Origin of the sequence: Ohtaekwangia koreensis, assembly GCF_900167975.1 — a bacterium.
GTDB classification, from domain to species: Bacteria; Bacteroidota; Bacteroidia; order Cytophagales; family Cyclobacteriaceae; genus Ohtaekwangia; species Ohtaekwangia koreensis.
In genome coordinates, this window is record NZ_FUZU01000001.1 from 259,458 (window position 1) to 279,032 (window position 19,575).

Consider the following 19,575-nt stretch of genomic DNA (forward strand, 5'->3'; position numbering starts at 1 on the left):
TGAATACCAAATCTCTTTATCGGCTTTGCTTAGCACTTAGGTATTAACCGCCGCTCGATTTGGTGCAAAAACGGAATCTCTATTCTTCGTCTATTTGCTCAATAATTAAATCTATCTATTATGAAAAATTTTACAACTACCCTCGTCCTCGTGTTTTTCGTTAGCGCAGGCGCATTTGCCCAAGGCGTTAGCGGCGGAGTAAAAGCTGGTTTAAATCTGGCTAATCAAACTTTTTCTGGCAATGGCTTTACATCAAGCCCAAGCTTTTTACCGGGCTTTCATGCCGGTGCTTATTTAACTGCAATGTTTTCTGATCATATCGGATTGCAACCTGAATTACTTTATTCCGGACAAGGCGCTAAGTCAGGAAACGAAAAGTATAAGTTGACGTATATCGCTATACCAGTGTTGCTTCGCTATAATGTAAATAGTGTTTTTAGTTTTCACGCAGGACCGCAAATTGGTGTGCTGGCGTCTGCCAAGTATAAAGTTGGCTCTGCGAGTGTTGATTATAAAGATAACTTTAAGAGCACAGATGTAAGCTTGGCAGCAGGCGTTGGTATCGATTTGCCAATGAAACTTAATTTCAATTTTCGTTTCATTAAAGGCTTAAGCGACATTAATAGTACTGATGATTCTGATGTAAAAGTGAAAAACTATACACTGCAACTTTCTGTAGGTTATAAACTATTCGGTAAGTAATTGTCTTAGCACTTTTTTAAGATTTAAAAGCCGGCCTTCAAATTTGAAGACCGGCTTTTTCTTTTTATACAGCGATTACTTTTGGTTCAAACTATAAACATTATATGTTAAAATCTGTAAAAGTATGATTGGTATTACATGCTTTAGTAATCCCTCGGATGGGGAGTAAAGAGCATGCACTGATGAAAGAGTATGTGCCCCGAAGAGTTTACCTCATATCTATACCTAATAATTTTTAATTCATTTAATGTGAAATTATTCACTTTAAGAATGAACAAACAGGCTAATGAAAAAAAGGTAAGTACAAGAATGTGTTTCTTTACAATAATTTTAATGCATAAGTGAATCTGGTATCCACTCATTTTTAAATAATTCTTCAATCTTAAGAATGTTACTCCACTCGTCTGTATCAGGACATCTATTTCGCGAATCAAAAACATCATAGTACTCCAAACTTCTTACTCTACTTCCTGAAACTAAATGTATATATATTTTTCCTGCGTCTATTACACCACTGTCCTTGCAATTTTCACGGATTATATTTTCCTCGGGCAACTTAAATAGTCCATAGTTCTTGAGTTTTGAAAGAAAAGCATCGGCTTCTTCCGGTCTGCATCGTTTTTTGGTTACGATATCCTTAACGGTACAATAGTCCGGGTCTCTTTGAAATTCTTCCATGTCAATTACATTTTGATTAATTTCAATTTTCTCCCATTGATCTCCTTTAAGAGCAAATATTTTATATCTATTATTATCTATGTCTGCTCTGGTAAAGAAGACAACGCTAAAATCTTTTTCGAGCACAATTTCTTTGAAGTCGCGGTTTAATTTTTGATTATCTGAATTAGGAGTGAACAGAGGAACTTTATCATTTGTCTGTTGGGAACAGCCAACCAATGTAATGAAGAGTATGAATATTATGTGATTCATTGAATTAATTGCAAGCAGTTCCCAGATTTTCATTTTGGTACTTTAAATATATTTTATCCAATTCTACTATCGTAAATCCTTTTTGAGATAAAATTTTGTCAAACAATATATCCCAATCCGCTTTGTAAGCTTTCATGCCTCTTAAGACTAGCCCTTGAGCATTTCGAGAATCAAGATTAGGATATGCGCCATTAAGTGCTGATGCTAGCAAGTCTAAGTAATTTGTAAATATAGCCACATGGTGATCTGTTGGTGTGTATTTGAAGAAATTGTCTTTATCAAGGTAAATAACTATTGCATGAAAAGCTTCATGATAGATAGTAGCTGCTGCATACTCTTGAGTACGACCTGCGAGAAACTTCGGATTCAATAAGATCGTTATATCAATTATTCCGTTTTGGGTTGTTAGGGGCTTTGTCCTCCCAAGTTCATTATCACTTAATGGTGTATCATCTCTCAAAATCAAATTCACCTTATCGTTTTTGTTAAATATATCCTGAATCAATTTATTAAAAGTACTGGCAAGTGCAGGATTCAATACTTTATTAGCAACCATTTTCAAACAAGGATTCTTTAACTGATTCTCGATGCAGGCCACACACTTGTCCCCTACGTACATGTCGTTTTCAGGCACTACTATTACTACTGGTTTTTTCGGGACTGGTTTTGGAGCACCCATATTATTACCTCCGCCTCCACCTCCGCCTGCTTGGGGCGATGAGCCGTTGTTACCCGTACCAACATACGTACCTCCACCACCAGCTGGAGGTACAGCGATCATATCATCGCACATTCCCATGTTAAACGCAAAAGTGCATACGCTACTCAATTTTGTCTTACGATCATATTGGCAATGGCAAGGATAATCGGTAACGGTTTCGACTTTGTAGGTAGTTACACAGTTTTGTTCAATGCTTTTAACACATTGATTAGCCAATTGTGTTCTTCCACCTTTAGATATACTATCTCGCTCAAAGGGAATTGAAAATTCTCCGATCAGGTTGCCTTCCAGATCAAATTGCTGAAGGCTCCCTATAAAAGGCTCATCTTTGGTATAGCTTTCCTCCGGAATATACCGGTATATAAATCCATAAAACCCGTCATCATACTTTGATAGTATCATGTTTTCAAAATAATCCGGAGATTCGTAAGGGAGCGGGAAAGTATAATTCAGAACTCCACTATCAGTATCTTCATATTTAAAAAATGCGTCTTTAATCTCAATACTACTTACTCTTCCGTTTGAAGCACTACTCTGTAATTTTGATAGCAGGTCTTTGGCAATTGGTTCATGATCAAGGTCTGTAATGACAATTTTTTCCTGAGGAGCCTTCAAAACAGAAGTCTCTTCATTGCAAGACGAAGCCCATAGGAAAAGAATGATAAAGAAAACAGGTAAACGTTTTTGCATAATATATTTTATAGTATAAATGGGTTCGCATTAGCTGCTCATTTGCTTTTTAGATAGTCCGTAGGATGAAGAGGAGTAGCTCCTCATGAACCAAAACACTGCGAACAGAACTCTATTCTATTCAGAATTTCGCCTCCACCTTTACGCCAAAGTAGTATATATTATGAACATCAACCATGTCTCATGGTGAGATCGGTAAAATAAAAAATATAGGTACACATTCCAGTTATGAGGCGCTTAGATATATACCTACATAATGGTTAGAGAATATCAAATGTAGTAACAGATTGTTTCTTCTGAGGGAGGCTAAATTATTTTTTCTATATCAGCGCCCTCGGAGACTGGGGCGGTAACTGTGATTGCGTGAAATATGACGTATACAAACCCATATTTACTCAATCGTCAACTTACTATATGACAACCTTTCCGAATAGTGCTTGTATGTTTGTTATATAAATAGCGACATGCAAACCGAACAACTAATCATCTCCCTAATCAAAGACGACCTCATTAATAGCAAACTTGTAAATGGCCTTAATCAATTGGGTTTATGTGCGAGTGATTATCATTTACACTTAAGTGAAACAATCTTCAGTCTGATGGGTATAGATGAAACCCCAGATAATGATAAGTTGCTGGATTACTATATCCAACTAAGCTCTGCAGTCCAACGTGTTGATCTTTCTGATATTACAGGCAGCGATGCTGTAGTAGAGAAATTAGCGCGTACTATTCATAGTGAGTTACTTCAGTGGAAAGTATAACTCATTACAAAGTGCACAAAGGAGGGATGAAGTTTTTAAATACAAGCTAGCAACCAAAAGACACTTCTGCTTCTCTTGGCTGCTAGCTTGTAGCTTAAGATTATTTTCTCTTCAACAATGCCATATAAAATCCATCAAAACCATCGCTTGGCCACACATGGTTGTCTTCGAGCAATTCGTATTTGTCAGGATTTTTTTCGAGGAATGTTTTTACCTGGTGTTGATTTTCCGAAGGAAGTATACTGCAAGTGGAATATACTATAAGTCCACCGGGCTTTACCATCTCGCAATAATCCTGAAGTATATGTTGTTGTAATTCTTTTACGTTTGTGATAAACTCTTCGGAGAGTTTCCACTTGGCATCCGGGTTACGTTTCAGTACACCGAGTCCGGAGCAGGGCACATCGAGTAACAGGCGGTCGGCAGAGTTGGCCAGCCGCTTCACCACTTTAGAGGAGTCTATCACACGCGTTTCGAGGTTTGTAACGCCACCCCTACGCGCACGCTTCTGCAGTTCATCGAGCTTCCACTTTTCAGTGTCCATACCGATGATACGTCCTTTGTTTTTCATGAGCGCTGCTATATGTAGCGTCTTACCACCAGCACCTGCGCAGGCATCGATAACACGTTGCCCTGGTTCTACTTTTAAAAATGGAGCGATCATCTGCGAAGCAGCATCCTGTACTTCAAACAATCCTCCTTTAAAAGATGGAGCAGTAAAAACATTCTGACGTTCTTTTAATAACAGCGCATCCGGGAAACCGTCAATAGAATATGTTTCTATATCTTCTTCTTCCAGTCGTTCGCGCAACTCTTTCTTCGAAGTCTTTAATGTATTAACGCGCAGCACAACTTGTGCTTCCTCATTAAGGGCAGTGAGTTCTTTATCCCACAGCTTGCCTATCTCTTTTTCACCGAGTGCATCCAGCCAGTCAGGTATAGATTCGCGGATCTTCCGCACCTTGTCGGCATTTCGTTTACGCTTGGCAATTTCATTGGGATATACACCATTAAATTCTTCCCATGCCGGTAGCGGTATATCTTGCAATACCAGAATAGCCCCAAGCAGTTTCCAATATTCATGTTCACCAGCCTGCGATATTTCGCGTAGCATCCTATACCAGCGCACGATGTCGTATGTAGTTTCGGCAATAAAACGTCTGTCACGCGCACCCCACTTGGAGTTTTGCTTCAATACCTTTTCAATGACTTTGTCGGCATAACGTTGCTCTCCAAAAATCTGGTCGAGAGCCTGTACTACTGCGTTGGTTGTGTTATTATATAGCTTCATGTTAAAAATAGCTGCGAGTTTTTGGCTGCGAGCTGCGAGTTTTTTTGTAGCGTGTATGTTCCAAAGTGCAAAGGTGCATTAAAAAGCTTGGAGGAGAAAATGTTGGAACGCTATATGACTGTTGACTTCCTGTTGCTTAGAGGAAAACCATTTCTTTAAGACGAATGCATAGCTTGTTCTGCAAAAAGGAAGATTGCCTGTATTCCTGATTTGTGAAATTAACCCGAAATAAATATATAATGATTTGAAAAGGTACACCAATTTGTGGTAAAAGAGCCTGTCATCTACTTTTACGGTTCTATTTTTAACCCTAAAAAATTATGCAAAAATTATTATCTCTTTCCGCTGTCGTTGTTTGTTTGGTTATGTTGTCGTCTTGCAGCGATGATGATGACGCTAGCAGAACCGATTTATTGACGGCCAAAAGCTGGAGCATTACAAAGTATGAGGTTGAGTTTTCAGGCCAATCAATAGATATCACAGAAGACTATATGGACTGCGAAGGTGATAATGTCATTACATTTTCCAAGGATGGTAAGTATAATGAGACTCCAGGAGCAAATACTTGTGGATATGAAGAAGCTCTAACCGGCACATGGAGCTTGACGAATGGAGACAAAACCATTTCGACTACTATTGATGGAGATACGGATCAAGTTGAGATTCATACGCTTACATCAACAACGCTTAAAGTAAAGGGCGGGACAATCGACTTTGATACGAATGGCGATGGTGTAGATGATGCTGAAGTACAGCTGTATATTATTTTAACAGGCAAATAGTATATCTGAAGTATATATTAAAAAGCTGCTCCTCACAGAGAGCAGCTTTTTGTTTTTTAGATTCTTGACAAAGAGATTGTACTGGTAACTACCTTTATAGCTCATTTTAAAACTAAGTATGAATAGAACATTGTCTCATTATTTCGTATTGGTTGTAATGGTTGTGATGTTGTCTTGTAGTGATGATGACGATGATGCTAGCAGAACTGATCTTTTAACTGCTCGCGCCTGGATTGCCACAAAGTACGAAATTGGTGGTGCGGTTGCCGATGTTGTAGAGTGCTCGGCTGATGATGTGTTAGCTTTTTCAAAGGAGGGTAAGTTTACGATCACGGTAGGCGCCCTTGCATGTGACGATGATGAGAAAGATCTGCAGGGTACATGGTCTTTGAAAGACAACGATCAAGTACTCTCGATGACGATCGATGGAGTTACAAATGAAGGAACGATCGTGGCTCTTACTTCAACGACTTTTAAATTGAAAACAAAAAGCGTCTTAACAGAGGACGGAGAGGTAATAGGAGTGTTCGATGATTTGTACGTGATATACACTGCGAAGTAATTTGTTGATTCCGCTTGAAATCAAAGGCAGCAACTAACAGCACCTTTCCTCGCGGCTCTCAAGGCTAATTTTCTATCTTTCGAAAAAAAGAATTGTCTTGAACGCTACAGAATACGCTATCATCGTTGCCGGAGGAAAAGGCACACGTATAAAGAGTAAACTTCCAAAACAGTTTCTGGAGTTGAAGGGCTTGCCTATACTCATGCATACCCTGCAGGCATTTTATAGATACTCTTCTTCTATAAAAATTATACTGGTATTACCGGAAGACGACTTCGAAACATGGGAGGGACTTTGTAAAAAACATAACTTCTCACAGCCGCTTATCCTTCAAAAAGGTGGCGACTCCCGTTTTCAATCCGTGAAAAACGGTCTCGATAAAATCGATAGCGATGGATTGGTAGCAATACACGATGGCGTGCGTCCTTTGGTAAGTGAAGATATCATTGGTGCATCCTTCCGGCTTGCCGCAGTGCATCAATGTGCTGTTGCTTCTGTTCGTCTCAAAGATTCCATCCGTATGACGGATCAGGATAATACCAAAGCTGTAGACCGCTCCAAGTTCAGGCTCATTCAAACACCACAAACATTTCAGGTTGACCTGATCAAGAACGCATACCGGGTAAAAGAAGATGCAAGCTTTACAGACGATGCCAGCGTAGCAGAATATTCCGGTCACATCATTTCACTTTTTGAAGGAAGCTACGAGAATATCAAGATCACCACCCCTGAAGATTTGATTGTAGCAGAAGCACTCATGCGGAAATAGCAGCAAGCTTTTCTCTAAACTAAACCTTATGCATTTGCTATACTCTGCTTTAGATTTATAGTAAAGTTGAAAAATAAAAAGAGGTAGCTGTTAGCTACCTCTTTCCATTGTAATCGCTATACCTGCGACTATATCTCGCCTTTCTCAGCTTTCTTTTTCAGTTTTTCATTCGCGAAGATCGCCACTTCTACACGTCTGTTTTCTTTACGGCCTGCTGCTGTACCGTTATCAGCTATCGGTTGATCCGGGCCATAGCCTACCGTTGTAATACGGGCATTCGTTACACCCAATGTCTTCAGGTAAGTGGATACGGATGCTGCGCGTTTTTCAGACAACGTTAAGTTATACTCCGGCTTGCCGGTTGAATCGGTATGTCCTTCAATCAGGATGTTGGTGTCGTCATACTTATTTAGTACACGAGCTAGATCTTGTAAATTTGTTTTCGATGTAGCCGTCACCTCAGATGAATTCGTAGCAAACTGAATTCCCTGGTGAAACGTAATTTTTATCCCTTCACCTACACGCTCCACTTCAGCGCCTTCGAGATCTTTCTTCAATTCGGCAGCCTGCTTATCCATATACCTTCCAATCAGGTAGCCTGCAGTTCCACCAACGGCAGCACCTACAATGGCACCAACGGCAGTGTTACCGGCAGCCTTGCCAATAAGTGCACCTGCAGCAGCACCACCGGCAGTACCGATAATAGCTCCTTTTGTGGCTTTGTTCATACTCTTGCAAGAGCCTAACAAAATACAGATTGTGAGCAGAAAGGATATTAAATGCTTGCCCTTTAAAAAATTTACCATACTTCTTTTAACAGTTTAGAATAGATTAGTTTATGTAGAGAATAAGGGTCTTCATTTAAGATTCGAAAGAAAAGCAGAAATGCACTCAGTAAGATGAATGAATCGCTTGAAGACAGAAATTGCCCGCGAGGTAATCGCTTGTAACGCTAAACCGATTTATACCGCTACGCGAAAAAACATGAAGCCGACTTTGAAGGTCGGCTTCAGATAGAATGTGTGTAGTAATAATGTCGATGTCTTCGTTAGTACTCGTCTTCGTTAAAGAAGAAGTCTTCTTTGGTTGGGTAGTCCGGCCAGATTTCCTCTATACTTTCGTAAGGCTGTCCGTCATCTTCCAGTTCCTGGAGGTTTTCTACTACTTCCAGGGGAGCACCTGAACGGATAGAATAATCAATCAACTCATCTTTGGTTGCCGGCCAGGGAGCATCCTCTAAGTAAGAGGCAAGTTCAAGAGTCCAATACATAGTTTACGTCCTCCTTTTAATTTTTCGCAAAAATAGAATTAATTAGGGCATAGTCAATAGTTAGTAGTCGATAGTCTTAAAAACGAAAAAGTAACCGATCTCAAATCATCTTCAGAAAGAACCATCTACTATGCACTATGGACTAAAAAAGCCATATTTGCGGCCATAAAACTCAACGGCTAACTTTCTGAATTATTGAATGAAGCAGAAACTTCATCTCATAAAATTTACAGGAGCCAACCATCATCAACACATTACTCATGGCTGACGAAAAAATTATTTTCTCGATGGCGGGCGTAAATAAGATTTACCCGCCAAGCAAACAGGTTCTTAAAAATATCTATCTCTCTTTTTTCTATGGCGCCAAAATTGGCGTGCTCGGGTTAAACGGCTCGGGTAAATCTTCGTTGCTGCGCATCATCGCGGGCATCGATAAAGAATTCCAGGGAGAAGTGGTGTCTGATCTGAGTTTCTCGGTAGGCTTGCTGGAGCAGGAACCTCAACTCGACAAATCAAAAACTGTAAAGGAGATTGTTGAAGAAGGTGTTCAGGATGTTGTAAACCTCCTGAAAGAATTCGAGGCGATCAATGAAAAATTTGCTGATCCAGCAGTCATGGAAGATCCCGATGCCATGGATAAGCTTATCACCAAGCAGGGACAAATCCAGGAAAAGCTGGATGCTGTGAACGCCTGGGAACTTGATAGCAAACTTGATCGCGCTATGGACGCTTTGCGTTGTCCTCCACCGGATGCATCCATTGAACATCTTTCCGGTGGTGAAAAAAGACGTGTAGCCCTCTGCCGCCTTCTGCTGCAAGAACCCGATGTACTCTTGCTGGATGAACCTACCAACCACTTAGACGCTGAGTCTGTATACTGGCTTGAACAACACTTGAAACAATATAAAGGAACTGTGATCGCGGTAACCCACGACCGTTACTTCCTCGATAATGTAGCGGGATGGATTCTTGAACTTGATCGCGGTGAAGGTATACCCTGGAAGGGAAATTATTCTTCATGGCTTGAACAAAAACAAAAACGCTTAGCACAAGAAGAGAAGAGTGAATCTAAGAGACAGAAAGCGCTGGAGCGTGAGCTGGAATGGGTGCGCATGAATCCGAAAGGAAGACAAGCAAAAGGTAAAGCTCGTTTAAGTGCATACGAGAAATTGTTAAGTCAAGAGACCAAAGAGCGCGAAGAAAAACTCGAACTCTTTATACCACCGGGTCCACGTTTAGGAAATAAAGTAATTGAAGCAACTGGTGTAGCAAAAGGCTATGGCGATAAGTTGCTCTATGAAAACCTGACGTTCTCTCTTCCTCCTGCAGGTATAGTCGGGATCATTGGACCAAACGGTGCTGGTAAAACTACCTTGTTTAAAATGATCATCGGCAAAGAAAAACCCGATGCCGGTAACTTTGAAGTAGGGGAGACGGTAAAGATCGCTTACGTAGATCAGGAACATGATGATCTCACACCAGAAGATACCGTATGGCAAGCGATAACCGGTGGTAATGAGTTGATCGAACTGGGAGGCAAAACTCAGAACTCGCGCGCGTATGTTGGCAAGTTTAACTTCAACGGTACGGATCAGCAGAAAAAGATCAAAGAGCTTTCCGGTGGTATGCGGAACCGCGTACACTTAGCCATTGCGTTGAAACAAGGTGGTAACTTGTTGTTACTCGATGAGCCTACCAACGATCTGGATGTAAATACACTGCGTGCTCTCGAAGAGGCATTGGACAACTTTGCGGGTTGCGCTGTAATTATATCTCACGACCGCTGGTTCCTTGATCGTGTATGTACACATATACTTGCTTTTGAAGGCGACTCTCAGATCACTTGGTTCGAAGGAAGCTTCAGTGAATATGAAGAGAATAAGCGCAAACGCTTAGGTGATGATCAGCCACATCGGATCAAGTATAAAAAATTAGTGAAATAATTGAAGTATATATGCAGGATGCTGATTGCTGAATGAAATCTTTCAGACGGCAATCAGCATTGCTGCAATGAATGTATATACCATGAGAGTATTCTATACCATTCTTCTGCTTACACTCTCCAACACTTTTATGACCATCGCGTGGTATGGTCATTTGAAATTCAAGGATATGAAGTGGAGCCAAAGCTTACCACTCCTTGTCATCGTCCTGATCAGTTGGGGAATAGCGTTGTTCGAATATCTTCTGCAAGTACCCGCCAACCGTTTAGGGTATAAAGAATATGGCGGTCCGTTTTCATTGGTGCAGTTAAAGGTCCTCCAGGAAGTGATTACGCTAGTGGTGTTTATGATCTTCTCATTTCTTTTCTTTAAGACAGAAACTTTCAAGGTAAATCACCTGATCGGTTTTGCGTTTCTGGTGTTAGCAGTATATTTTATTTTTAAAAAATAAAGCAATGGCGAAGCTGCAGAATAAAGTGGTGTGGATTACGGGTGCATCTTCCGGTATAGGGGAAGCACTGGCGTATGAATTGGCAAAGCAGGGAGCGAGATTAATTCTGTCGGCCAGACGAAAAGAAGAACTTGAGCGCGTGAAAGGAAATTGTACACCTTCGGCGCAACCCGGTATACATATACTGCCGCTGGACCTCACACAAACTGAAACGTTGAAGCTTTCGACCCATGCTGCCATTCAGATCTTTGGTCATGTAGATATACTTGTGAACAACGGAGGTATAAGTCAACGGGGTTTTGCAAAAGATACATTGCTGGAAGTTGATCGCAAGATCATGGAGGTAAATTACTTTGGTGCAGTGGCGCTTACTAAAAATATACTTCCTCATTTTTTGAGTCGTAAGAGTGGGCATCTTGTTACCGTGTCGAGTGTGACAGGAATTTTTGGTACACCATATCGTTCGGGTTATGCTGCTTCAAAGCATGCGCTTCACGGGTTCTTCGATTCACTGCGCGCAGAACTCTGGAAAGAAGTTGGCGATGGTATAACGGTGACGATGATTTGCCCGGGATTTATTCATACACCTATAACACTTTCGGCTGTAACAGGCGATGGGACTCCACTCGGTAAAATGGACGATGCTCAATATAAAGGTAAACCTGCCGAATGGTGTGCCGAACGAATCGTAAAAGCCATAGAAAAGAAGAAGAACGAAGTATATATAGGCGGAAAGGAGACGTTGGGAGTTCCTTTTAAGAGATTGTTTCCGAATTGGTTTGCGAGGTATATACGTAGTGCGAAGGTGAGGTGATGAAAGTGTGGAAATCGGAAAGGTAGAAAGTCGGGAAGACCGGAAGTCAGGAAGTCCGAAAAGATGGGTGCGAAGTATATAGTGACGATGAATACCTGAAAGATGCCGTCTGCAGTTTTTATACAGACTTCTCTAAACTTTTAACTTCTTACCTTTTGGTTTTGATCTTTCGAACTTACGGATTACATGACTTCTGGTCTTCTTCCAACTAAATCGCGATAAAATAGATGGCACGCTTTCTTTTTTTATGCTATCACGGAAAAGGACATTTCAATCCTTGTTTTCATCTAGCCCGCACGTTGCAGCAGTCACATGAAGTTCTTTTCGCGGGTGTTGAATTCTTTCATAATCACATTGCCGCACAGGGGTTTCTATACTATCCGTTGAAGACGGTTCCATTTGGATTGGGATTGGAGGAATGGGTGTGCGAGACGCAAAAGCGTACTCCCATCTATTGGAATACACTTGTGGATCGGTGGAACGATCATCTCTATAAAATTCGCGAAAAGGAATTAACAAAGTTGGTAGATATATATAAGCCCGATGTGATTTTATTGGATACCCATCAGACTACCGATTTTATAGTGCTATATCCGTTGCTCAAGAAACGAAAGATCAGGTTGGCATTAGTTCATGCTATGTTAACCTCCGTTCTTACAGAAAACTTTCCACCCGTGAATAGTCTTGTATTTCCGGATGACAAAGCTGGAATTATACAGGAGATTGGTCAGCTGAAATTAAAAAAGCAAAAGCGACTGCGATCACAGAAGCTGAAGTTTTTTGGAATGGATGATGAAACCATTATTCAGCGGAGGATTCGAAAAAATCGCATACCCACTAAATATTTATCCGAGCAGGAGCGCTTTTACGGGCTCGTACTGAAGGGTCTTCATGAATTTATTTTTCTGCCCCGCGAATTTGATTTCAGGGAAGCCACTATATATATGCAGCAGCATCACGTGGGCTTCCAGGTAGATTATGCACGAACGGAAGGAGGCGGCAATGAATATCCACAGATCAAAGCGATCATTCAGCAGAAGATAAATTCGCGCCAGGCGAAGCTGGTGTATTGCGCATTCGGAACGGTGCCTATTGAAGACAAACAAACTTTTTTGAACTTCATAACAAAATTGATCACGGCATTGGCAGGTCAAAACGTTGTGCTCCTGTTGGCAACTTCGCTGGCTACAAATGATCTCAGGAGTATACATGGTGATGTATATATCGTAAACTATGTCCCGCAGCTCGATGTATTAACCTATACGGATGTCTTTATAAATCACGGTGGACTGAACTCGATCAAGGAAGCGATTGATCAGGGCGTTCCCATGCTGGTATATCCGGGCGAATCGGTGATGGATCCTCCCGGTAATTCAACGCGTGTCGTTTATCATGGACTAGGTTTACGCGGAGATATGAAGCTCGATTCGGCCGATGATATCCGTGATAAGATCAACATGCTGTTGCACGAAGAGCAGTTCAGAAAGAATGTTCAGGCGTTGAAACAAATTAATCGTGCATACTCGATTGATAACGCTATAAAACTCTTGACGGAACTTCCGGTTGTTGAATAGTCACTAAAGCTGTGTATCTTTCTTTAACGCTCTAAAGTATAATGTATGTTGAAGTACCTTCTGTTTTTAAATATTCTGTTTATTGTCTGCGCCTGCACAACGAAGCCACCGGTTGAGTCGCCCGGAAGTGTTACAACGGATACAGTGATAACCAGATATAGCGAACCATACAGGCCTGCCTTTCATTTTTCGCCTGATCACAACTGGATGAACGACCCCAATGGTTTGTTGTTTTATGAAGGTGAGTATCATTTGTTCTATCAGTATAACCCTTTCGGGAATAAATGGGGACACATGAGTTGGGGGCATGCCGTGAGTAATGATCTTTTGCATTGGGAACATTTACCAGTGGCTATAGCTGAATATATAGATAAAGCATCGGGCGATAGCACAATGATCTTCTCCGGGAGCGCTGTTGCAGATGTGAACAATACGAGTGGTTTCTTTCCCAAAGATTCCGGAGGTATAGTGGCGATCTATACCTCGCATATACACAAAAACAATCAGCAACTAACGCAACATCAAAGTATAGCCTATAGTGCAGATCGTGGCAGAGCGTTTACGCGTTATGAAAATAATCCTGTGCTTGATAAAAAGTTGAAAGACTTCCGTGATCCCAAAGTATTCTGGTATGCACCAGAGAAAAAGTGGGTTATGAGTGTAGTGATTCCGGATAAATTCAAAGCACAATTCTATACGTCTAAAAATCTGAAAGAATGGACGTTGCTAAGTGAATTTGGTCCGCTGGGTGACACTGCTAAAATATGGGAATGTCCTGACCTGGTAGAGGTACCGTTGCTCGATGATTCTTCTAAAAAGAAATGGGTGTTATTTATCTCGAATTCTCATCCGCAAGGTCCAACGTATGTAGGCATGCAATACTTTGTCGGGAATTTTGATGGAAAGAAATTTACTCCCGAAAACCCTACGCAATACCCGCTATACCTGGAGTATGGGAAAGATTTTTATGCTGCAGTAACGTTCAATAACATTCCTCAGAAAGATGGGCGCACAATTTTGTTGGGATGGGCCAATAACTGGGCATACGGACAAGATATACCAACATCGTCATGGCGAAGCGCAATGACTTTGCCACGCGAAGTATATTTGAAGAATACACCACAAGGATATCGCATCGTTCAAAAACCTGTAAAAGAAATAGTAGCATTGCGCGAAGATAGTGTGCACTATACTCCACCCGGAAAAGTATTTCCCGGAAAAGCGTTTGAAGCAGAATATGTATATACTTCTGGTACCGCGGCTAAATTTGGATTAAAAATAATAACCGGTGAAGACGAACAAACGATTATAGGTTATGATAAGAAGAAAGAAGAAGTCTTCCTGGATCGCACAAAGTCCGGTAACGTAGCCTTTCACCAAACCTTCCCAAGTGTTGAGCGTGCACCTGCAAAACTACAAAACGGAAAATTAAAGCTGCATGTCTTTGTAGATAATTCCATCATTGAAGTATTTATCAACGATGGAGAGAACGTTATTACGGACCAGATTTTTCCTTCATCGGCAGAATATAGTCTGGAGCAGTTTAAAGAAGGAGGCGAAGCTGTAACGAATCTGCGTGTCTGGAAAATTAAATCGGTATGGCTACGTGAATAGCTTCTGGTAGTAAGATACGAGCTACGAGAAGTTTACATTGTATAATCGGTTTCTTCTCGTAGCTCGCAGTTGTTAGGCTTGTACCGGCTCGCGATGCCCTACCCATGTAAAGCGTTTCGTTACATACTCCGGGTTTGTGAATGATGCGTTGCCTGCCGGATTACCACCGGTTACATGGAAATCGGAGAATGCTGCGTGCTGATTTACATATATACCTCCCGTAAGGTTAAACGATACGGGTGTAGCTGCCAACGACATCTCGTCCGCTATCTTTTCTTTTATACTTCCGTCTGTTGTGTATGCTCCGCAAGATATAGCGCCATGGTTCAACGCCATCTCTTGTGCAAGCGATATACTTTGATCAGTGTCCTTGGTTTTGATCAAAAGCACGATTGGACCGAATAGTTCTTTGCTGAATACATCTTTTTGCGATGCGTCTACTTCCACTACGATGGGAGTTGCTACACGTGCGTTTTTAAACATTGGATGTATGAACGTACGAGACTTGAGCCACACTTTACCAGATAAATTCTCAGCATCGGTTACGCGCTCGCATGTCTTTTTGTTTTGTACAGCGCCCAATACAAAAGGACCCGCCTTCGGATTGTCTACTATACCGTTTATATTCTCAATAAATTTTTGTGAGAACTCATCAAACGATACTATACCTGTGGATGTCTTGATACCGCCTGCAGGTATATAAAAGTTCTGTGGTGCAGTACACATTTGTCCGCTATAGAGGGCAACTGAAAACGCAAGGTTGGCTGCAACCTTATCTACATCTTCTACAGAGTCGAGAATGACTGAGTTTACTCCCGTTTTTTCTGTGAAAACAGTTTTGGTAGGTAAAGATTCAAGGTAACTTCCAAAGACAGCATTGCCTGTGAAGTCAATAACCTTTACTGCAGGATGTTCCGCAAGTTGTTTCGTAATAGGTTTATCTATAGTATCAACGGCAAGCTGACATATATTTGGATCAAGATTATTTTCTGCTAATACGTTCTGGATCTCCGCCACAACAATCGCTATTGGCAAAATCGCCCCGGGATGTGGCTTTACGATCACTGCATTGCCCGTAATAAGACTTCCATATATACCGGTTACAGAATTCCAGGTCGGAAATGTAGAGCACCCGATAACAGCAGCTATACCTTTGGGTACAGCACGCCATTCTTTGTTGAGTTTTATATTGAATTTTCCCATCGGTTTGTCCCATATAGTTTTGGAGGGAAACCGGTGCAACTCTTCGTAGCCTGCCGCAATCGCTTCAAGTGCACGATCTGCGGCATGAGGACCCGATGCCTGGAATGCCATCATATACCCTTGGCCTGTAGTATGCATGGTGGCATACGCGATTTCAAAAAATCGTTTCTTTACCTGCTCCAAAGTTTCTACCAGAATTCCCGCGCGATCGTTAACCGGTACTTTCCTCCAGACATGAAATGCTTTTTTTGCATTGTCAATAAGCATATCTATAGGTGATACAGGGTATTGAATGTTTAACAGTTCTTGCAGATAAGGCGATTCTTCTTCGCCCAGCCAACCCTGAACATTTGTCTGTTTTAATTCCTCGAATTTTTTTCCGAGGCTTGATTTAAATTTTACTTGTGCATCCGCATCGGCTGTTTCGCCATATATAGCGGGAGCAGGTTGTTCCGGATAATGTGCAAAAAAAGTTCTGTCATGCAAAGCCTTTACGGCTTCACTGATGGTGATCTTATGTTTTTCAAAGAGGGACATAAATCTGGTTGTTTAGGTTTTTTATTGCTGGCTGCCGAAAACTCGTTTTAGTAATTCCGTAGTACGCGCTAAAGGATTCTCTCTGATCTTTTTTTCTTCATCTGCAATCAGCAGAAATAATCCATCCATAGCCTTGGTGGTAGCGTAATCGTTCAGGTCAGGATTAACTTTTTCAACAAACGGAATTTTGTTATAGCGTGTAACAATATCGCTATAATATTTGGTTGCATTTACTTTGCTTAATGAACTGGCCATAACGGGCTGAAATTTTTCGCGGAGCTGTGCTGATGTAGTGCGCTTTAAATATTCGGTTGCTGCGTTATCAGTTCCTTTTAAAATTCCCCATGCATCCTGAATCGTCATTTGTTTAATAGCGCTGATAAATATAGGCTTCGCCTCTTTTGCAGCATCTTCTGCTCCACGATTCAACGTCAATATGAATTTATCCACTTCGCTACCCAATCCAATCTGACGAAGCTTATCTTCTACTTTTTTTACATCCGGAGGAAAAGGGATTTTAATTTTTGGATTTTTGAAGTAGCCATCCAGTTGTGACGCCAGGTCTGATCCGTTGGAGATCCCGTTGATGAGTGCTTCTTTTAATCCTTCTGCTACTTCTCCAGTGGTTAAAGGTTGTTCTGTTTTAAGTGCTTTGTTTACTTCGCTCATGGTTTGATTGAGCTGTGCGGTGGTACAAGCGGTAACTACTACAAGGGATGTTAAAATTGCGAATGTCGATCGTTTCATAAACTTTTTAAATTCCCTGGTAAGGTAAAGAAAGTCCACGTCAATGATCAACGCTTTGCAGTTTTATCGCGCGGTCTGTCGCGGGAGATTTACATTCGTTGTTTAACCAGATCTGTGCTCGTTACAGAGGGATGTCCACAAATCGCTGAGGGCAAATTTCTTTTACCGATTACAGCAGGAAATTTTATATAGATTAAAATGGAGTTCTCTGGGTAGCCTTATAAAATGACTTGTTCTATTCGTCTTTTTTATACGTGTCCAGCGTAGCTTAGAATCGATAAATCATACCAACGCCTATAGCAGCCCGATACGGTTTTAATGTGAACGGCTCTTGCAAGGATTCTTTTGAATGAATAGCATGCGTGAAGCTTGGCTGTATATAAAAGTTTGTTCTTGGGTTTATAGCGAGCTCCAGGCGATAGAGGATTTGGTAGTTAAAATAACTGGACTGGTTATTTTGATACGTGTCACCTTCTTCGGCTTTCATAAATCCCTTTTGATATTGAAGACCCGCGCCAACTTTGTGCATCAGCTTGTCTGTTTTAAGCCGATAGAAAAATCCGGCTGACGCGCCCACATTACGCTTGGCATATGAAAATTCTTTTTGCTGTGAATTTGGCTTGATGATATAGTCTTCGTCCGGGTTGCCTTCTATTCCGCTTACGCCTCCTGTCTCGTATGTATATACCATCGTTTGGTTCTGCTGATAGTATGATGCCCCTATATATGCTTCCAGATTTTTTGTTACCGGCACTTGAAACCCTCCGTCAAGAGTAAAACCCATGCGGTTAGATGAAAAAATTCCATCGGATTTTACTTCCGAAATATTCACGGCATCATTCCGGACCGGCACTATTTTTTGATAGGCAAGGGAAGGAGATACTGTGAAATATACTGCCGGGCGGAATTTCTTCGCCTTACTTTTCTTTTTGTGCGCTTCACCTGTTTTTGATGCAACACTCTCGGTTTTCTTCTGAATGATTTCAGTTGAATCTTTTGCTATGATGGTTTCGGTACTATCATTCGCTGAGTTTTGCAGGTATATATTCTGAGACGATAATGTTTCCTGCACAGCATTTGTTTGATACTCGCCGGTTGCTGACGTTGAATTACTCTCCTGCATCGCCTGCTGATATAGTATAGTATTTGTCGGGCCAGTGCGTTGGCGATTCTCAGAGGAACGAGCTGTTTTTCCTGCTACTTCATTGTTATTACGCGAAGTATATCCTTTTGTATGACCACCTATAGATTGCAGGGATGAAGCGTCATCATCGTTATTTGCCCGGGATGTTGATGAAGCGTCATCATCGCTGTTTCCCTCGATAGGTTCACCTTGTGCCGATAATGCTTTTGATGCAGTACCACCATTTATATCTTCTGATTTTGATATAGTATTGTTGTCTATACTTTCCGATTTTTTCTGTACAAGGGTTTTGTCAGATGATGGTTCGGTGACAAACACCAGTAACAAAATCAAAACGACAGCCGAAGCTAAATCTCGTGAGAACTCCATCCATTTTCTGTAATCGTAACGCGATGGAGAAATGAGCGCGGCAATATCATCCCAGCCATCTTCTGGTTCTTCGGTGTAATTATTTAACCGTGTTTTGATGTTGTTCCAAAAATCTTTTTCAGGCAAGCTTTTCATAACGCTTTATTCCAATACGGTTTAATTTTCCTTTCAATAAATACTTGGCATGATGTAGCTGCGAACGCGATGTGCCTTCCGTCACTCCCAACAATGCAGCGATCTCTGCATGACTATATCCCTCCACTTCAAAAAGATTGAAGATGATGCGGCAGCCTTCTGGCAATTCATTAATGACAGAGATCAGGAATTCATCCGACAGGTTCCCCAATACACCTTCGGTATCAATTCCTGCTATATCATAATCGGCAGAAGAATATAGTTGTTGATCAGATTTTTTTGATTTGTGATAATGATCTATAGCCGTATGTACCGCGATTGATTTCATCCAGCTTTCAAGTTTATCGGCAGTCGCCACCTGTTGTATTTTTAAAAAGATCTTAATGAATGTTTCCTGTAGCATATCCTGCGCGTCTTCCCGGCTTTTGGAATAGCGCCTGCACAAGCCCATGAGCCTCGCTTTAAATAAGTCGTATAGGATGCGTTGGGCTGATGCATCCTTTTGTTTGCATCGCTCCAGCAAGTGTTGATATTGCATAAACAGTGTAGGTCTCCACTTTTCA

At 41.3% G+C, this 19,575-nt stretch carries 19 protein-coding genes; 10 read left to right on the top strand and 9 right to left on the bottom strand.

Translation table 11 applies throughout. The annotated features are described in order from the left end of the window. Positions 1 to 120: 120 nt before the first annotated feature. The gene (locus tag B5Y40_RS01095; RefSeq protein ID WP_079684866.1) at positions 121 to 702 is read left to right on the top strand and encodes a porin family protein; all 582 of its coding nucleotides are present in this window, start codon (positions 121 to 123) and stop codon (positions 700 to 702) included. A gap of 330 nt (positions 703 to 1,032) precedes the next feature. Here the strand turns inward: B5Y40_RS01095 and B5Y40_RS01100 are convergent, their stop codons facing one another. Then, the gene (locus B5Y40_RS01100) at positions 1,033 to 1,665 is read right to left on the bottom strand and encodes a hypothetical protein (protein ID WP_079684867.1); all 633 of its coding nucleotides are present in this window, start codon (positions 1,663 to 1,665) and stop codon (positions 1,033 to 1,035) included. Beyond that, positions 1,637 to 3,043 carry a hypothetical protein gene (locus tag B5Y40_RS01105; RefSeq protein WP_079684868.1) on the bottom strand — a complete coding sequence of 469 codons (1,407 nt, stop codon included), beginning with the start codon at positions 3,041 to 3,043 and terminating at the stop codon, positions 1,637 to 1,639. The genes B5Y40_RS01100 and B5Y40_RS01105 overlap by 29 nt, the downstream gene beginning before the upstream one ends. A 464-nt stretch (positions 3,044 to 3,507) precedes the next feature. Between B5Y40_RS01105 and B5Y40_RS01110 the strand changes: the two genes are divergently transcribed. Continuing rightward, positions 3,508 to 3,807 (top strand): hypothetical protein, encoded by a 300-nt coding sequence (locus B5Y40_RS01110; RefSeq protein ID WP_079684869.1) that lies wholly within the window; start codon positions 3,508 to 3,510, stop codon positions 3,805 to 3,807. 100 nt (positions 3,808 to 3,907) lie between these two features. Here the strand turns inward: B5Y40_RS01110 and B5Y40_RS01115 are convergent, their stop codons facing one another. Next, the gene (locus B5Y40_RS01115) at positions 3,908 to 5,098 is read right to left on the bottom strand and encodes an RsmB/NOP family class I SAM-dependent RNA methyltransferase (RefSeq protein WP_079684870.1); all 1,191 of its coding nucleotides are present in this window, start codon (positions 5,096 to 5,098) and stop codon (positions 3,908 to 3,910) included. Positions 5,099 to 5,418: 320 nt separating this feature from the next. Here B5Y40_RS01115 and B5Y40_RS01120 point away from each other — a divergent pair, with 320 nt between their 5' ends. The 3 genes from B5Y40_RS01120 (at position 5,419) to B5Y40_RS01130 (ending at position 7,211) form a co-directional block, all read left to right on the top strand. Next, a complete protein-coding gene (locus B5Y40_RS01120; protein WP_079684871.1) occupies positions 5,419 to 5,880 on the top strand; it encodes a lipocalin-like domain-containing protein in 462 nt (153 codons plus the stop codon). 118 nt (positions 5,881 to 5,998) lie between these two features. Next, positions 5,999 to 6,442, top strand: a complete 444-nt coding sequence (locus tag B5Y40_RS01125) for a lipocalin-like domain-containing protein (protein WP_079684872.1) — start codon at positions 5,999 to 6,001, stop codon at positions 6,440 to 6,442. A gap of 97 nt (positions 6,443 to 6,539) precedes the next feature. After that, the gene (locus B5Y40_RS01130; RefSeq protein ID WP_079684873.1) at positions 6,540 to 7,211 is read left to right on the top strand and encodes a 2-C-methyl-D-erythritol 4-phosphate cytidylyltransferase; all 672 of its coding nucleotides are present in this window, start codon (positions 6,540 to 6,542) and stop codon (positions 7,209 to 7,211) included. A gap of 128 nt (positions 7,212 to 7,339) precedes the next feature. Here the strand turns inward: B5Y40_RS01130 and B5Y40_RS01135 are convergent, their stop codons facing one another. Continuing rightward, positions 7,340 to 7,939: a YiaD family glycine zipper/OmpA-like lipoprotein gene (locus B5Y40_RS01135; protein WP_245840453.1), complete on the bottom strand. Its 600-nt coding sequence runs from the start codon at positions 7,937 to 7,939 to the stop codon at positions 7,340 to 7,342. A gap of 320 nt (positions 7,940 to 8,259) precedes the next feature. Continuing rightward, positions 8,260 to 8,481 (bottom strand): DUF2795 domain-containing protein, encoded by a 222-nt coding sequence (locus tag B5Y40_RS01140; protein WP_039751840.1) that lies wholly within the window; start codon positions 8,479 to 8,481, stop codon positions 8,260 to 8,262. Positions 8,482 to 8,741: 260 nt separating this feature from the next. On the opposite strand from B5Y40_RS01140, the gene ettA reads away from it, so the two are divergent. The 5 genes from ettA to B5Y40_RS01165 all read left to right on the top strand — a co-directional run bounded on the left by ettA (position 8,742) and on the right by B5Y40_RS01165 (position 14,877). Continuing rightward, positions 8,742 to 10,424: an energy-dependent translational throttle protein EttA gene (gene ettA, locus B5Y40_RS01145; protein WP_079684875.1), complete on the top strand. Its 1,683-nt coding sequence runs from the start codon at positions 8,742 to 8,744 to the stop codon at positions 10,422 to 10,424. 82 nt (positions 10,425 to 10,506) lie between these two features. Continuing rightward, entirely contained in the window at positions 10,507 to 10,875 is a 369-nt protein-coding gene (locus B5Y40_RS01150) for a DMT family protein (RefSeq protein WP_079687042.1), read from the top strand. A gap of 4 nt (positions 10,876 to 10,879) precedes the next feature. Further along, positions 10,880 to 11,689, top strand: coding sequence for an SDR family oxidoreductase (locus tag B5Y40_RS01155; protein ID WP_079684876.1), 810 nt, complete (start codon positions 10,880 to 10,882; stop codon positions 11,687 to 11,689). A gap of 227 nt (positions 11,690 to 11,916) precedes the next feature. Then, a complete protein-coding gene (locus B5Y40_RS01160; RefSeq protein WP_079684877.1) occupies positions 11,917 to 13,263 on the top strand; it encodes a glycosyltransferase in 1,347 nt (448 codons plus the stop codon). Between the two features lie 45 nt (positions 13,264 to 13,308). Then, positions 13,309 to 14,877, top strand: coding sequence for a glycoside hydrolase family 32 protein (locus tag B5Y40_RS01165; RefSeq protein WP_079684878.1), 1,569 nt, complete (start codon positions 13,309 to 13,311; stop codon positions 14,875 to 14,877). 72 nt (positions 14,878 to 14,949) lie between these two features. On the opposite strand, the gene paaN is transcribed toward B5Y40_RS01165, so the two are convergent. The 4 genes from paaN to B5Y40_RS01185 form a co-directional block, all read right to left on the bottom strand. After that, on the bottom strand, positions 14,950 to 16,617 hold the full coding sequence (gene paaN, locus B5Y40_RS01170) for a phenylacetic acid degradation protein PaaN (RefSeq protein ID WP_079684879.1): 1,668 nt from the start codon (positions 16,615 to 16,617) through the stop codon (positions 14,950 to 14,952). Between the two features lie 21 nt (positions 16,618 to 16,638). Next, positions 16,639 to 17,364: a DUF4197 domain-containing protein gene (locus tag B5Y40_RS01175; RefSeq protein WP_079684880.1), complete on the bottom strand. Its 726-nt coding sequence runs from the start codon at positions 17,362 to 17,364 to the stop codon at positions 16,639 to 16,641. Between the two features lie 268 nt (positions 17,365 to 17,632). Continuing rightward, positions 17,633 to 19,012 carry a hypothetical protein gene (locus B5Y40_RS01180; RefSeq protein WP_079684881.1) on the bottom strand — a complete coding sequence of 460 codons (1,380 nt, stop codon included), beginning with the start codon at positions 19,010 to 19,012 and terminating at the stop codon, positions 17,633 to 17,635. Further along, positions 18,996 to 19,550: an RNA polymerase sigma factor gene (locus tag B5Y40_RS01185; RefSeq protein ID WP_079684882.1), complete on the bottom strand. Its 555-nt coding sequence runs from the start codon at positions 19,548 to 19,550 to the stop codon at positions 18,996 to 18,998. The genes B5Y40_RS01180 and B5Y40_RS01185 overlap by 17 nt, the downstream gene beginning before the upstream one ends. Positions 19,551 to 19,575 lie beyond the last annotated feature (25 nt).